This is a genomic window from Novosphingobium sp. 9 (assembly GCF_025340265.1).
Taxonomy (GTDB): domain Bacteria; phylum Pseudomonadota; class Alphaproteobacteria; order Sphingomonadales; family Sphingomonadaceae; genus Novosphingobium.
Genome location: NZ_CP022708.1, coordinates 19,351 through 34,493, shown reverse-complemented (window position 1 = coordinate 34,493; position 15,143 = coordinate 19,351). Strand labels below are relative to the sequence as shown.

Below are 15,143 nucleotides of genomic sequence, written 5' to 3'. Positions count from 1 at the left end.
GCGGCCTTCGACAGGCTCAGGCTGAGCGGGGCTGGGAGGATTGAAGAAGAGCAAAGCGAAGGCGGCAGAACCGGCCTCCCCGGTTTGACGCCCCGGCCCTCCGCCGCTACCGCCAGCCCCTATGATCGCGCTGCTCTCTCCCGCCAAGACGCTCGACTACGAGCGCGAACTGCCGCCGCTTGGCGCCACCGTGCCGCACTTCGCCGAAGAGGCGATGGGGCTGGCGAAGTCCGCCTCGCACCTCACGCAAAAGCGCCTGTCGGAGTTGATGCACATCTCGCCCAAGCTGGCGAAGCTCAATGCCGATCGCTATCGCGATTTCCCCGAACTGCCCGAGCGGCAGGCGCTGTTCGCCTTTGCAGGCGATGTCTACACCGGCTTCGAGGCGCATACGCTGGACGAGGCGGGCGTGACTTTCGCGCAGGATCATGTGCGGATGCTCTCCGGGCTGTACGGCCTCCTGCGCCCGCTCGACATGATCCGGCCCTACCGGCTGGAAATGGGCACGCGCTGGGCGCCGCGCCACAAGAGCCTGACCGACTGGTGGGGCACGCGCATTGCCGACCTGCTGCGCGAACAGGTGGCCGAGGAAGGTTCGGGTACCGTGCTCAACCTCGCCAGTCAGGAATACTTCGCCTCGGTGGCGGGCAAGCTCGATGGCGTGCGGGTGATCGAGGTGGAGTTCCGCGAGCCAGGCCCCAAGGGCCCGCGCTTCGTCAGCTTCAACGCCAAGCGTGCGCGCGGAATGATGGCGCGCTGGCTGGTCGAGAACCATGTGACCGACATCGACGCGATGCGCGGCTTCGATAGCGACGGCTATCGCTTCGATGCGGCCGAGAGCGATGCCGACCGCTGGCGCTTCATGCGCGGCTGAGACGAGGGACGTGGCTGTGAAGACCTCCGCCGTCGTCATCGGTGCCTCGGGCGGGATCGGCTCCGCTTTCGAGGCGGCGCTGGTCGAGGAAGGCGCGTTCGACGTGGTGCATGGCTTTGCCCGCTCGCGCAGCGGCGCGCAGCACCTCGACCTCACCGACGAGGACAGCATCGCGGCGGCGGCAGCCCATGTCGCCAAGGGACCGCCGCCTGGCCTTGTGATCGTCGCCACCGGGCTGCTGCATGAGGGCGAGTTCGGCCCGGAAAAGGCGCTGCGCGATCTCGATCCGGCGTGGCTGGCAAAGGTCTATGCGGTGAACGCCATCGGCCCGGCGCTGGTCGCCAAGCACTTCCTGCCGGTGATGCCCAGGAGTGGCCGCGCGGTGTTCGCGGCGCTTTCGGCGCGGGTGGGATCGGTGGCGGACAACCGGATGGGCGGCTGGCACGGCTACCGCGCCTCGAAGGCCGCGCTCAACATGCTGGTGCGCAACCTTGCCATCGAGGAGCGTCGCCGCAACGACCGCGCGATCGTCGTCGCGCTGCACCCCGGCACGGTCGATACCGCGCTGTCGCGCCCGTTTCAGGGCAATGTCCAGCCCGGTCGCCTGTTCGACACCGAACGCGCCGCGTTGCAACTGCTCGACGTGATCGAGGGCCTGAAAGTCACCGACAGCGGTAAGTTGTTCGATTACGAGGGGGCGGAAATTCCGTTCTGACGGCACACAATGCCGTCATCCCAGCGCCAAAAAAAAAGGGGGGCTGGGATCGCTGCAAATAGCGCGCGACATCGATAACGGTCCCAGCCTTCGCTGGGACGACGGCTTTGGAAGGAAAGGGCTACGCCCTGGGCGCCGGGCGCGAGAGCACCCATGCCGCCGCGGCTATCAGCACCAGTGCCACGGGAATCGCCACGATTGCGTGGGGCTTTGCCAGCAGCATGAACAGCCCGAAGCCCAGGCTCATTCCGAACACCGCCGCGCGCTTGGCGTGGCGGGAGACGGCGCGCTGGTCGCGCCAGGCGCGTAAAGGGGGGGCGAAGCGCGGGTGGTTGATGAGCCACGCTTCGAAGCGGGGTGAGGAGCGCGCGAAGCAGGGCAGCGCCAGCAGCATGAAGTCGGTGGTCGGCAGCAGCGGCACGAAGATGCCGATCACGCCGATACCGACGAGCACCCAGCCCGCCACGAACCACGCCGAGCGCGAGATGCGGCTGCGCGCGAGTTTCGGCGCCGGAGAGACAGCGGGTGGGGAAACGCCGGAGGCGCCGTTCTCCGACGCGGGACCTACCCCCGCGCCGTCGATGATATCGGGATCAGAGGACGTCCGCATCGGCCAGTGCCTGCACATGCGCGAAGGCGGCACGGGCGCCTTCGATGGCGGCCTGCTCACCCGCCTCGTCCAGCGTCACCGCGTCGAGCCCGGCGACGAAGGCGCGCCAGTGCGCGGCGGGGCCTTCTTCTGCCGGGGCCAGATGGCGGGCGCCGAACTCGTCGGTCAGGCCGATCTTCTGGACGGCCTTGCGCAGCACCGCCGCGCCCATGTTCGAGCCTTCGGCGACATAGAGCCAGCCGAGCGCCGTGGCGAGATCGGCGGGATGGCCGGGCTCGAACACGCGCGGGCGGGTTTCGGCAAGGTCGAGGCCCAGATCGGCGGCGTCGGCTTCCACGGCGGCAAGGCGCTGGCGCTCGGCCAGACCCGGCAGCAGCGTGCGCAGCACCGGATCGGCATAGAGCGCGGCGATGTCGCGATGGAAGGCCAACTGCATCTTGAGGAACCCGGCATAGCCCTCGCGGCTGGAGAAGCTGTCACGCGCCATCAGCCCGGTGTCGAGCTTGTCGTGAACGGCGTGCGTTTCGGCCTTCAGGCGGCGGGCGCGGGAGGGTTCGAGCAGCGCGGCGTCGGTCATCGTCGGTTCCTTGGACATAATAAGGGAGATAGATCAGTGCAGCGAAAAGGCAATCGGCAGGGTCAGCGTCAGTTCCTCGCCCATGCCTTGCGGAAGCTTGGGAAGCGGCGCGGCGCGGTTGACGGTATCGAGCGCCGCCGCGTCGAGCAGGGCCGAGCCGGAGGACTGCGCCAGCTGCGCCCACAGCACCCGGCCCTCGCGATCCATGCGGAAGCGCACGCTGGCGGTGCCCTGCTCATGCCGGTGGCGGGCATCGGCAGGATAGCGGCGGTAGGCGGCAAGGCGGGCCATCAGGCGGCTCTGCCACCCGGCATCGGGGGCGGCAGGCGGCGTGGCAGGCGGCGCGCCGGGTGAAGGGACCGGCGCTGTCGCGATCCTTGGCGTAACCGGCGCGGCGACGAGCGAGGACGCGGCGGGGGCTGCGGAAAGCGGCGCGGCGGCCGGGCTCGCGACCGCGGTGGTCGGCGCCAGCACGATGCGCGGCGTTGGTACCGCGGCCAGCTGGCGGCGCTGATGTGCAGGCCGGGGCGGTGGGGGCGGCGCGGCTTTCGGCGCGGCCTGCTTCGGCGATGGCGGAGAGGCCAGCGTGACAACGGTCAGATGGGGAGAGCCCTGCCGGGGATGGAAGTTCACCGAAGACCACATCAGCGTGCAGACCCCGCCCAGCAGCGCCATCGTCGCCAGCGTTCCGATCAGGCCGACGATGTGGCGGCGGTTCGAGGGACGGTAGGGGCAGCGCTCGGGAAGCGGCGGGGCCGCCGGGAGCGAAGGCGCGTCATTCGAGGCCACGACCAGCCGCGCAGAGGCTGTGGCAGGGGGGAACCCATGCGAAAACAGCTGTAGGGCAGCAGGGCTGGACGACACGATCTTCACTTTCAAGGGCAGCGCAGGCGACACGGTTTCCGCGCGCAAAAGGATGCGGACGGACTCTGTCTGTGCAAACGTTAATAGAGCAAATGCGAATCACTAGCAAGAAACTTGACGCGGTTTTTGTCAGGCCCTATCGAGCGGGCACCAGGGAGGGAGGGGTTCCTCGTCAACACCAGCCGACGTCATGATCGGCTCTCAGACCGAACGAATGACCTTCCGACCTCCAGGCATGTAATGCTAATGAGAGGCATTTGCTATTATGTTGCGCAATGATTTCGCTGGCCGCGCCCAGCGCCATGTCGCCTTTTCCGGCGCTGTCCGCAGTTCCGTCGCGCTGCTGGCGCTGACGAGCGCGCTGGGCCTTGCCCATGCCGCCTATGCCCAGCAGCAGGACGACAGCGGTTCGGTCCAGCTCGGCACGCTTTCGGTCGATGGACAGCAGGAGTCCGTCGTTGTCGCGGGCAACGGCTTCGAGCAGCTCGGCAAGCCCGAGGTGCTGACCACCAAGACCGATCTCAAGACGCTCCAGCGCCTGCAGACCGACAGCGTGGAGGATTACACCCGCCGCATCGATGCGGGCGTGACGGTGAACGGCAACAACGGCTCGTTCGCGATCCGTGGCCTCGATGCCGACCGGGTGCAGACCACGGTCGACGGCGTGCGTCTGCCCTGGCTGAGCGACGGCGCGCGCGGTGTCGAGGGGGGCTCGATGGCCTTCGACTTCGACGGGCTGGTCGGCATCGACGTTGTCAAGAGCGCGGATTCAAGCGTGTTCGGCACCGGGGCCTTCGGTGGCGTGGTGGCGCTGCGCACGCTCGATCCCGAGGATCTGCTGACCGATGGCAAGACGCAAGGGGGCCTCTCACGCGTTACTTATGACAGCGCCAGCGACAGCATCATCATGAACCAGTCGGTCGCGCTGCGCCACGGCAACACGATGCTGCTGGTTCAGGGCGGCTATCGCAACGGCGAGGAGACGAAGAACAAGGGCGATGTCGGCGGCACCGGCGCCACCCGGACCGACAAGAACCCGGCGAACTACGATCAGGGCAGCCTGCTGGTGAAGCTGCGTCAGTACCTTCCCGGCGGCCATCGCCTTGGGCTGGAAGGCGAACTGTTCTCGCGCAATTATGACGAGGACACGCTGACCTCGGTCGGCAGCACCTACAGTGCGTACACCACGCAGGAGAAGACCGGGCGCAAGCGCCTGTCGGGCACCTGGGACTATACCTCGGAAGGCGACAGCCTGATCGAGGACGCGCACCTGCTCGGCTACTGGCAGCGCGCCACGCTGGAAACCTACACTATGGCCGATCGCCTGACCGCTCCGGTGGGCGAATACGACCGCGATTCCACGCTGCGCCAGACCACGTTCGGCGGCAAGGGTTCGGTGACGGCGCGCATCGCTACCGGCGCCATCACGCAGCATGTTTCGCTGGCGGGCGAATTGTACGGCACGCGCACGCACCAGTATGCGACGGGATCGGATACCTGTGCGAGCAACCCTTCCGCCTGCACCTATTACCACATCAATCAGTCGGATATGCCCGATGTTAGCGGAACGGATCTGGGTGTGATCCTGCAGGATCGCATCGTGGTGGGCGAGGAAGGCCGCCTGCGCGTGACGCCGGGCATCCGCTTCGATTACTACAAGCGGACGCCGCATGACACCGCCGCCTATCAGGCGAACGATTCCTATGAGGGGCTTCCGGCAGGTTCCAGCGATTCGCACTGGTCGCCCAAAATCCTGGCCGAATACGACGTGCTGCCCAAGCTGACCGTCTACGGGCAATGGTCCGAGGCGTTCCGTGCCCCGTCAGCGACCGAGTTGTACCTCTCCTACGGCGGCAGCGGCACCTATGTCAGCGTCGGCGATCCCGACCTGAAGCCCGAAACCAGCAAGGGCTGGGAAGCGGGCGTGAAGTACGGCGACGGCGAGCGCGGGCTGAAGGTCAGCTACTACGACAACCGCTATCGCAACTTTATCGACACGATCACGACCACCGCTGCGGCGGCGGGGCTGGATGGCAATTATCCCTGGGGCGTTTATCTTTACGTCAACCGTCAGCACGTCCGCATCCGCGGCGTCGAGGCCGAGGCGCACTGGGCCTTCTCGAAGGCGTGGCGCGTGTGGGGCTCGTTCGCCTATGCCGACGGCAAGGACACCGACGAGGATGTCCACCTCAACTCTGTCGCGCCGATCAAGGGCGTGCTGGGCGTGGGCTATACCGGCGACGGCTTCGGCGCGGACCTGACCGGCACCGCTGCGGGCAAGCGCGACAAGGTGGAGACGCCGACCTCGGACCTCAACAAGACGCCCAGCTATCAGGTGGTCGACCTTTCGGCCTGGTGGCAGCCGTGGTTCGCCAAGCCGGTGCGCATTACCGCCGGTGTCTACAACCTGTTCAACGAGACCTGGTACAATGCGCTGGATATTCCCGATAACGGCAGTGTGCAGCAGGGGTATTATTCGCAGCCCGGCCGCACTTTCAAGGCGAGCGTGATCGTCAATTACTGATCATCGCAGCGGTGATTTCGGGTTCCCGGTGGAGGCAGGCCACCGGGAGGTGTGCATAGGCCCGAAGCGCCGCACTCGTCGGTTCATGGTTGTGTCGTGCCCATGGACCGGCTGCGGCGCCCTCCTTCATTTGCCTTTGGGTGAGGCGGTGGAGGAGGGCGTTTGCACCTGGTGGATCTCAGGCGATCACCAGGCCTTCTGCGTTGCGAAGAAGCGTTCCCAGAACGCGATCTTTTCGGGACTGGCGACCGGGATCGGACCGAAGTGGTCTCCCAGTTCCATCACTTGGGGTTTCGCGGCGGTGTAGAGCGGCCATTCTGGCAGGCCCGGTCCATTCGGGTTGCCGTTCTTGACGATATTCGCCCAGTAGGACGACATCGTCGCGGCGATCCGGCGGTCTTCGTCGGTCCAGGGCAGCTTCACCGCGTCCAGACTGTCGAAGGCATAGGGAATTTCCGAGCCGTGGAAGGCGCCGCGCGTGTCGTGCGTCGGGCCCGGCTGGGCGTGGGTCCAGAAGTAGGTATAGACCGGCGCCGGCGTTCCCGGCGAAAACAGCCTGCCCCACAGCCATGTCGAGATGCGCGAATTGTCGCGTACCGAGGCGTTGTTCTGCAACGCGGCTTCCGCATCGTCTTTCGCCGGGTAGAGCTTCAGGAACTGGTCCGCGAGCGGGCCGAACTTGCGATGCGCCGCCGCCTGGAACTGCGCGAGCGTGACGCTGGTCTGCGGCATTCCGGCGCGCGGGGGGCCTTGCTGGCACGCAGCATGGCAAAGGCGGTTTCCGGCACCGCACCGCTTTCATCCTTGTTGTTGCCCGCCACCGCCATGACCGGGTTCTGTGCTTTCAGGCGATAGGTCTCGCTGTAATCGTGCGGCAGGACCCAGCCGTCCACCGTGGGGCGGAACAGCGGCGGCTTGCCGTCGCTGCCGGTCTCCACCGAGGTATCGATGGTGGCGCTGCCCTTGATCAGGTCCTGCCACGGCATCGCGCGCAGCTGTTCCAGCGTGGTCGCGCCATGCTGCGCAGCATAGGCCTCTCCCTGCTTCTCCGCCGAAGCCAGCGGACGCCACGAAACCGAGAGATAGCGCAGTTCCGGGTCGCGCGGATCGCGGGCGTGGCTTTCGAGGATTCCGGCGCGGAACAGCCCCTTGGCCAGCGGCGACATGGTGAGGAAGCCCACCGAGCCCGCGCCTGCCGACTGCCCGCCGATTGTCACCTTGTCGGGATCGCCGCCGAAGGCAGCGATGTTGCGCTTCACCCATTGCAGCGCGGCGATGTCGTCGAGCAGGCCATAGTTGCCCGAGGCGTTATGCCCGCTCTCCTTGCTGAGCGCGGGCGTCGCGAGGAAGCCGAGCACGCCGACGCGGTAGTTGAAGGTCACGACGACGACGCCCTTCTTCGCCAGACCTTCGCCGTCGAATTCCGGGCTGGCGCCGGTGCCGCCGATGAAGCCGCCGCCATAGATCCACACGTAGACCGGGCGCTTTTCGCCCGCGTTCGGTTTGGCGCCGGTCCATACGTTCAGCGTCAGGCAGTCCTCGCTCTGGACCATGCCCTGCGCCATCTCGCCGCCGGGCTGCGGACAGGCGGCGCCGAACGCGGTTGCCTGTCGCACGCCCTGCCATGCTGCGGGGCGCTCTGGCGCGCGCCAGCGCAGCGCTCCGACCGGAGGCTTGGCATAGGGAATGCCCTTGAACACCGAGATCGCCGGATCGCGCCCCGGCGCGCCGCTGACAAGGCCGGTCTCGATACGCAGCGGGGCCGAGGCATCCCCGGTGGTTGCGGCAGGCGGCGCCGAATAGCCCAGCACCTCACCGCTGGCGAGGACGTGGCCGCGCATCGCTGCTGCCAGCGCGGCGAGCGAAAGGTCCTTGTCGCGCAGCACGGTATCGAGCGCGAAGACCTGCCAGTGATAGGCGCGCCGCGCGCCATCCTTGGCGTGCGGTCCGGCATAGGCGACATCCGTGCCATGGACGTTGGGGCCAAGCACGGCACCCGCCGGTGCCGCAGAGAGTCCTTGCGGCAGCTGCGTGGTGGCAGCGGACAGGTTGTACAGCGCGAAGTGGACGCTGGTGCCGTCGCCGGTGGGCAGTTCGCCCTGCACGATCACCACATAGCTGCGCGTGCCGACAGGTCCCTTGCTCCAGACAAGGCCGGGAAAGCGGTTGGCGCCGAACTGCGTGGCGCTGACCGGGATGTCACTGCCGGACGCGAAGGCGGGGCTGGTGACGGCAAGTGTGTGTCCGTTCTTCGCAGGCACGGCGCGCAGCATGACCTGTTGCAAGTGGCCGATGCTGGTGGGCATGGTGGCGTTCAGGGGAGTGCTGGCCGCGCCCGCGAGCGCCAGCGAAAGCAGTGCAGGCGCGGCGAACAGGCGCGTATTTCGGGAAAGGGTCATCGTCTGGTCCTTCGCGCGGAAAGCGAATAGCAAGGCAGCGGCAGATCAGTCGAACCGGCCGGGTTTCGCGAGCCAGCTGTCGATATGATCGTATGTGGTCTTCAGCGTGTCGCCGAACTGGCCGGGCGTTTTCTCACAAGCCTTGCATGTCGTGTAGAGATGCGTGGCGCCCTCCACGAAGGCGAGCGACTTGTCGCGGCTGTGGGCGAGGTTGAAGATCGTCTCGGCCGCCAGATATTCCCAGTGGCCGGTCATGCCCATTACCAGCAGCGGGGCATCGATCTGCTGCACGTTGCCCGGAGGGCTGGCGTAGCTGGAGGTCCAGTCTACCCCGTGAACAGACGTGGCGTCATAGCCGAAATCCGGCCCGGTGCGGATCGCATAAGTGCTCAGATAGCTCTCGACCGAGGTCTTGAGCGCGCCGCGCAGGTACGAGGGCGAGTTGTTGGTGACGTTCTCCGGCACGCGCACGGTGGGGACGATGCCGGTGGTCTCGCTGCCGTCGGCATGGAGCAGCGGCCAGGCCTTGACGGTATGCGCCATCAGCGCGATGTCCTGCGAGAACAGCTTGTTGTTGCTGCCTAGCAGGATGGCACCGGGCACCGTGAACGGCGCATCGTCGCTGTAGGGGCCCTTGCCCGCCCGGATCGCGGCGTACTCGCTTTCGGCTCTGGCGATCAGCGCGTTCGAGCGCTGGCCTTCGGCGGCAAGGAACCGCTTCACGAAAGCGGGCGAATAGTGCGATCCGCTGGCCTTGAAGCCATTGGCGGGGTTGTACATGTCGAGCGCGGGATCGAGCGACATCCCGCCTGTTACGCCGCCCGCCTCGCCCTCCACCGCCGGGTCGATGCTGAACAGCGTCATCGCGGCGAGGCCCCAATTGGAGTCGATCATCATCAGCCCGTCGGCGGGCGGCAGGTGCCCCACGCTGTCGGGACACTGCCAGATCTTGTCCTTGCCCCGGCAGGCGGCCACGCCTTTCTCGGCGATCATCTGGTAGGCGCTCATCACCGTGCCGCCGCCGCTGTGGCCCAGCAGCACGACATGGCGCACGTTCGGCTGCGCACGCAGCCAGGCCACGCCGCGCCCGGCCTCGACCAGCACTTCGTCGAGAATGCCGTCGTTGTAGGCGCCCGACTTGCTGGTGGAATTGTTGGCGCACAGCACGGTGTAGCCGCGCTTCGCCAGTTCGCTGCATCCCGAGAAGCTGAGATAGTCCGCCGCCGAGTGCATGATGAACACCGCCGTTGCCGCCTTCGGCCCCGGTGCTTCGGGGGTGTAGAGCACGCCCGGCTCACCGCGCCCGAGGTGAACGAAGGTGGTTTTCACGCCCGCGGGAAGTACCGGGGCTGCTTCATCCTGTGCTGCACTGTCCTGAGCCCCCCTGTCCCGAGCCAACGCGGGCCGGGGCGCGAAAGCCCCGATCCCGACAGTGGCCCCGGCTGTGACAAGAGCTGCCGCGACGAGCCCGGTCAGCGCCACAGGCGCGCGCCTGCCGTCTGTTTTGCGTACGCATCCCGCCATCGGATCACGCCTGGATCTTGAAGCCGACCATGAAGGCGCGGCCGGTGGGATCGTCGGAGAACTCGTAGGCCTGTCCCGCAGCGGTGGTGCCGCTGTAGTAGCCGCTGAGCGGAGGCGTGGCGTTGAACAGGTTGCTGATGCTGAAGGTCAGCTGGCTATCGGTGATCTTCCAGGCCGAACCGGTGTCGAACGTGAAGGTCAGGTTGGTGGTGGCATAGCTGCGGACGCGCGGGTCGAGGTAGACCTGCGTTGCCACGCCGCTGCGGCGGAAGCCATTGCGGTAGTGCTCGAACAGGTCGACCTTGAAGTTGTCCGTGACCTGATAGCCCAGAAACGCCGAGACCTGCACGCTGGGGCTGGGCATCAGGCCGTTCTGGCCCCAGCCGGCATCGCCCTGGTCGATCGTCGCCGTGCCCGGCTGGATGTAGTAGATGTGCGGCTGGTAGTTCACGAGCAGGCGCATGCTGAGCGGCTGGCCCGCCAGTCGCGTGCGGTAATCCAGTTCGCCGTCGATGCCCCAGGTCTTGATCTTCGAGAGGTTGTACGGCTTGATGTAGAAGATCGGCGTGGTGCCGCTGCTGTCGATCAGTTCGCAGTAGGTGCCGGTGGTGGCGCAAGCCGTCTGCGTGGCGGCATTGAAGCCCTGCACCGTGGTGATCGCATCGTCGACGACCGTGTGGTAGTAATCGACCGTCAGCGTCACGCCCGGCAGGAAGCTGGGCTTGAGCACCGTACCGAAGGTGTAGGTGCGGCCGATTTCCGCCTTCAGATCGGCATTACCCACGTTGACCGAGGGCGCGTAGTACGTCTTGTACGTCCCGTCCGACTGGCGCAGGTTGAAGTTGCCCCACACGGTGGAGGCGGGCTGGAACAGTTCGTAGAGGTTGGGCGCGCGGATATCGCGCGAAAGCGTGCCGCGGAACTTGATGTCGTCGTTGACTTCCCACACGCCGCCGAGCTTCCAGGTCCAGTAATGGCCGCTGGTGCTGTAATCGGTGTAGCGCGCCGCGCCGTTGAAGTTGAGCGAGCGGAACAGCGGCACGTCCTTGAGCAGCGGCACTTCCACTTCGAGCGCGGCTTCCTTCACGCTCTGGCTGACCTTGCCGCTGCTGGGGAACATCACCGAATACATCGGCGTGCCACCTGCAGTGCAGTTGTAGGTCAGGTTCGTGCAGTCGGCATAGGCGGTGTTCGTCGTGCTCGACATGTCGAACGAGGTGTGGCGCCATTCGCCCGACAGCGCGACGTTGACCGGGCCTGCCCAGGTATCGACCGGCGAGCCGCTGATCGAGGCATCGGCCGAATCCATGATTGTGTGGCTGACATAGCCGACATTGCCGAGGATATAGTCCAGCGCCGAGCTGCTGGGCGAGGACGAGCCGAACAGGTTGATCGGCGTGCAGTTGGCATAGGCCGAGTTCACCAGCGAGGCCGCGCACACCACATTGCCGCTGCCGTCCGTCACCGCGTCGCTGGCGGCGGCAAGGTTCTGGTAGTTGATGACGTTGTTGACCACGGTGTGCAGGCGCGAGACGCCGTGGGTATAGGTCGCGTCCCAGTCCCACTTGCCAAGGCTGCCGTTAAGTCCGGCATTGGCGTAGATCTGCTGCGTGCTGCTCTGTGTCTGGATGCGCGGCGCGGCCGAGAGGATCTCGTTCATCGTGAAGGTGGATTGGCCTGCCGTTGCCAGCGCGTCCTGATAGGCGGTGGGCAGATAGGCGTTGTCGGCGCTGAAGGTCAGGCCCGCCAGCTGGTTCCAGCCGGTGTAGGCGGTGCTCTTCTTGAAGTTGCCCGCGCCCTGCACGTAGAAGTGGATGTCGTCGGTCAGGTCGTAGTCGAACCGTCCGAAGACCTGCGTGCCCTTGGATGCGGCCATCATCGAGGCGTTCTGATAGGCGCCGTCGGTGGAGCGGTCGAAAGCGCTCAAGGTGCTGTCGGAACCGAAGGTCTGCCCGGCCAGCGCACCGCTGGGGATATAGCCGCCGAAGCTGTAGTTCGGCAGGCGCACGTTGGTGCCGAGGTAATAGGGATCGGCGGTCGTGCCGCTGCCCTGGATCGCGGCGAGGTTCAGCCACTTGCGGGCGCCGACGCGGTTGGGAATGCCGTCTGCCTCGCGATGCTCGACGCTGGCCTCGAAGTGGCCGCGGTCGCCGACCTTGAAGCCCACGGCGCCGCCGATGTCGCGGGTTGCGGCGTCACCGTATTGCGAGATGCCCATCTCGCCATGTGCGCGCAAGCCATTGAAATTACGGTCGAGCACGTAGTTGACCACGCCCGATACCGCGTCTGACCCGTAGACGGCAGAAACGCCGCCGGTGACGATGTCGACGTTCTTGATCAGCTCCTGCGGGATGATGTCGACATCGACGGTGCCGTTGAACAGCGTGGGCGGCACGCGGTGGCCGTCGAACAGCACCAGCGTGCGCGTGGTGCCGAGGTTGCGCAGGTTCAGCACGTTGGCATTGCCGTTGCCGCCCTGCACGCCGGTGGCGTTCGAGCCGGGGTTGCTGAACGACCCGCGTGAGCCCGAGAACACCGGCAGGTTGTTCAGCGCATCGCTGATCGTCCCGCTGGGCGCGGCGGAAACCAGCGATTCGGTCGAGATCGTGGTGAGCGGCGTCGGGCTGGCCGAACCGTCCTTGAGCACGCGCGATCCGGTGACGATGATTTCCTGATTGCGGCTCTGGCTGTCCTGCGCGGCGCTGTCGTCGGTCGCGGGGGCAGGCGTGGCAGCTGGGGCAGCCTGTGTGGTTTGTGCCAAGGCAGGCTGGGCGAAGGCCAGAACGCTGGCGCTGGCCAGCAGGCAGCAGATACGGCTTTGCGAGTTCAAGATCGTCTCTCCTGTATAATCGCGATGCAGGGCGGGACGGTCAACCGTTCCTCTTAGACCCCTGTGCTGGGAGGGCAGATGACATAATCTGAAATTGGCCGGGAATTGATATGCAGGCGCACGTTATTGGTTCGGTGATTTGCATCGCAACAAAGCGAAGCGCGGCATCTTTGCGGAAAGATGCCGCGCTTCTTGCCGCATTATTGGGTGCGCGTGCCTACTTGTTGGCGACGGGCGCTGCGGCCGAGGCGTCCTGCGGCAACCCGCCCAGCTGGTCGACCAGCTTGGTATAGGCATCGAGATAGGCCAGCACGATGATCTGGCCGATCTGGGTGTTCTGGTAGCCGCCGCCGCCCGCTGCCGCGAACGTGCCGCCGAACCAGCCGCCGGCCCCGCTGCCGCCGAAGCTGACGTCGGACTTGCGGGCATAGCCCTCGGTCAGCGCCTCTTCCACAGTGGTGCGCGCGTTGACGACCGAGAGCGTGACGTTCGCCTCACCCTTCTTGACGTTCAGACCGCCCGCGATCCGGCCCACGCCATGGCCCATCAGGCCGCCGACGCCGCCCAGCAGGCCGCCGATGCCGCCGCCGCCCGAATTGTTGTTGGTCGAGACGATATCGGGCTGGAGGAAGTAGTCCGCCGCCTTGATCTGCCCCTTGCCGATGTTCGAGCCCTTCTGCAGCTCGCCGTTCTCGGCCAGTGCGCGCTCCATCGCGCTGCTCTGGAGAGATCGCCCCCGGTTCACCAGCGTGAAGCAGTGTGACTGCTGCACGAACACGCGCAGGATCGCCTCGGGGCTGCCGAGGTTGAATTCGCGCCACCACTGGTTGTCCGGCTCGACGATGGAAACCGTGCCGAGGTTCTTGCGGCAGACCGGAATCTGCTGGGTGCCGCGATCCTGAAGTTTGCGGGCAGACGAGGAATCCGCTGCGCTGGCGGGAACTGCCCCGGCCAGGACCGCCCCCGCGCTCGCCACAGCGGCGATCGCCCAAGTCCATGTCTTCATGCTGTGTTGCCTCCTGAGAACTGAACAGCTGGGAGGACTATGGGCCAGAAATCACGCTGCAATAAAGTGAAAATGAATCTTAATCTCAGAAATCTGGCTGCAATTCGGCGGAGAATTATACGCAAATTCTGTAATTTGCTGCGCTGCGAGGTTGTTTGAGAAATCGCGAAAAAGCGATTTCAGAGACGGCACCGGCCCACGCCCCCACCCACCACCCGTTCAGGATACTCTCGTCGGGTGGTGGGTGGGGCGCCTAAAAACTCCGGGGGGCCGGTGCCGCGATGCGCCGTCAGGCGCGTTCTCAAACAGCCGCTACCCCGCAGGATCGAAGCCTGCGAGCAGCAGCGCTCCGTCGAGCGAATCTCCGAGCGGATCGGTCAGCTTCGCCACCGTGCGGGCACGCAGCCACGGGCGCATGTGGGGGGCAAGACCGCCGACCAGCGCGCAGCGAACGGCACCGCGCTCGAACACCGTCTCGATAAAGCGCTCGATATGTCCTGCGGCGTCCTCGACGATGGAGCGCGCGATCACGTCGCCCTGTTGGGCATGGGCCATGACCAGCGGGGCGAAGGCGCCGTAGTCGCGCGGGGTGGCATGGTCCATCCAGGCGATGGCGCGGGCGGTATCGTGTTCGAAGCCTTCGGTCACGGCCTCGCTCAGGGCGGTGCGCCGGGTGCGGCCGTCTAGCGCTCGCAAGGCGTGGCGCATGGCGGAAAGGCCCAGCGCGGCGCCGCTCCCTTCGTCCGAGATCGGAAAGCCGTAGCCGCCGATGGCGAAGTCGCGCCCCTCGACGCGCAACTGTGCGATGCTGCCGGTGCCGACGATCAGCACCGCGCCGTCCGCGCCGCGATGCGCGCCGAGGTTGGCGATCATCGCATCGGTGGCGCAAGTCACGGTGCCCAGCCCGAAATCATGCCCGGCAATGGCCTCGCGCACACCCGGACGCGTGATCCCGGCGATGCCCATGCCTATCTGTACCGCGCGCGCCTGTTCGCTGCCGAGCCCGGCTTCGCCAAGCGCCTGTGCGATCACGCCTTCCAGCGCCGCGAACAGCGCATCGAGCCCGATCCCGGCATTGGCAGGCCCCGCGCTGCCGCTGCCGAGCACGGTGCCGCTGTGGTCGACCAGCCGGGCGCGGCAATGGCTGCCGCCTGCATCGATGCCGAGAAAGTACGTCATGGCCGGAGGGTAGGACGGCCTTGCGCCATCCGGCCTATCGC

The 15,143-nt window shown here is 66.4% G+C and carries 12 protein-coding genes; 3 read left to right on the top strand and 9 right to left on the bottom strand.

Annotated elements, in window-relative coordinates:
* Positions 1 to 121: 121 nt before the first annotated feature.
* Complete coding sequence (gene yaaA, locus CI805_RS14795; protein ID WP_260928840.1) at positions 122 to 874, top strand: peroxide stress protein YaaA; 753 nt, start codon at positions 122 to 124, stop codon at positions 872 to 874.
* Positions 843 to 1,589 (top strand): SDR family NAD(P)-dependent oxidoreductase, encoded by a 747-nt coding sequence (locus CI805_RS14790; protein ID WP_260928838.1) that lies wholly within the window; start codon positions 843 to 845, stop codon positions 1,587 to 1,589. The genes yaaA and CI805_RS14790 overlap by 32 nt, the downstream gene beginning before the upstream one ends.
* 121 nt (positions 1,590 to 1,710) lie before the next feature.
* Here the strand turns inward: CI805_RS14790 and CI805_RS14785 are convergent, their stop codons facing one another.
* The 3 genes from CI805_RS14785 to CI805_RS14775 are packed head-to-tail and all read right to left on the bottom strand — an operon-like array spanning position 1,711 to position 3,565.
* Complete coding sequence (locus CI805_RS14785; RefSeq protein WP_313958580.1) at positions 1,711 to 2,199, bottom strand: YbaN family protein; 489 nt, start codon at positions 2,197 to 2,199, stop codon at positions 1,711 to 1,713.
* Positions 2,183 to 2,794, bottom strand: a complete 612-nt coding sequence (locus tag CI805_RS14780; protein ID WP_260928836.1) for a biliverdin-producing heme oxygenase — start codon at positions 2,792 to 2,794, stop codon at positions 2,183 to 2,185. Before CI805_RS14780 ends, CI805_RS14785 begins: the two co-directional genes overlap by 17 nt.
* Before the next feature lie 15 nt (positions 2,795 to 2,809).
* Entirely contained in the window at positions 2,810 to 3,565 is a 756-nt protein-coding gene (locus CI805_RS14775) for an energy transducer TonB (RefSeq protein ID WP_260928833.1), read from the bottom strand.
* Between the two features lie 340 nt (positions 3,566 to 3,905).
* On the opposite strand from CI805_RS14775, the gene CI805_RS14770 reads away from it, so the two are divergent.
* Positions 3,906 to 6,164: a TonB-dependent hemoglobin/transferrin/lactoferrin family receptor gene (locus CI805_RS14770; protein ID WP_260928831.1), complete on the top strand. Its 2,259-nt coding sequence runs from the start codon at positions 3,906 to 3,908 to the stop codon at positions 6,162 to 6,164.
* A gap of 186 nt (positions 6,165 to 6,350) precedes the next feature.
* Here CI805_RS14770 and CI805_RS14765 read toward each other — a convergent pair whose 3' ends face one another.
* From CI805_RS14765 to CI805_RS14740, 6 genes are all read right to left on the bottom strand, one after another.
* Complete coding sequence (locus tag CI805_RS14765; protein WP_260928829.1) at positions 6,351 to 6,896, bottom strand: carboxylesterase family protein; 546 nt, start codon at positions 6,894 to 6,896, stop codon at positions 6,351 to 6,353.
* The gene (locus tag CI805_RS14760) at positions 6,815 to 8,563 is read right to left on the bottom strand and encodes a carboxylesterase family protein (protein WP_260928827.1); all 1,749 of its coding nucleotides are present in this window, start codon (positions 8,561 to 8,563) and stop codon (positions 6,815 to 6,817) included. The genes CI805_RS14765 and CI805_RS14760 overlap by 82 nt, the downstream gene beginning before the upstream one ends.
* Before the next feature lie 45 nt (positions 8,564 to 8,608).
* A complete protein-coding gene (locus tag CI805_RS14755; protein ID WP_260928826.1) occupies positions 8,609 to 9,892 on the bottom strand; it encodes an alpha/beta hydrolase family protein in 1,284 nt (427 codons plus the stop codon).
* A 199-nt stretch (positions 9,893 to 10,091) separates the two neighbouring features.
* On the bottom strand, positions 10,092 to 12,917 hold the full coding sequence (locus CI805_RS14750; RefSeq protein WP_260928824.1) for a TonB-dependent receptor plug domain-containing protein: 2,826 nt from the start codon (positions 12,915 to 12,917) through the stop codon (positions 10,092 to 10,094).
* Between the two features lie 217 nt (positions 12,918 to 13,134).
* On the bottom strand, positions 13,135 to 13,923 hold the full coding sequence (locus CI805_RS14745; RefSeq protein ID WP_260928822.1) for a CsgG/HfaB family protein: 789 nt from the start codon (positions 13,921 to 13,923) through the stop codon (positions 13,135 to 13,137).
* A 312-nt stretch (positions 13,924 to 14,235) separates the two neighbouring features.
* A complete protein-coding gene (locus tag CI805_RS14740; protein WP_260928821.1) occupies positions 14,236 to 15,102 on the bottom strand; it encodes a BadF/BadG/BcrA/BcrD ATPase family protein in 867 nt (288 codons plus the stop codon).
* Positions 15,103 to 15,143 lie beyond the last annotated feature (41 nt).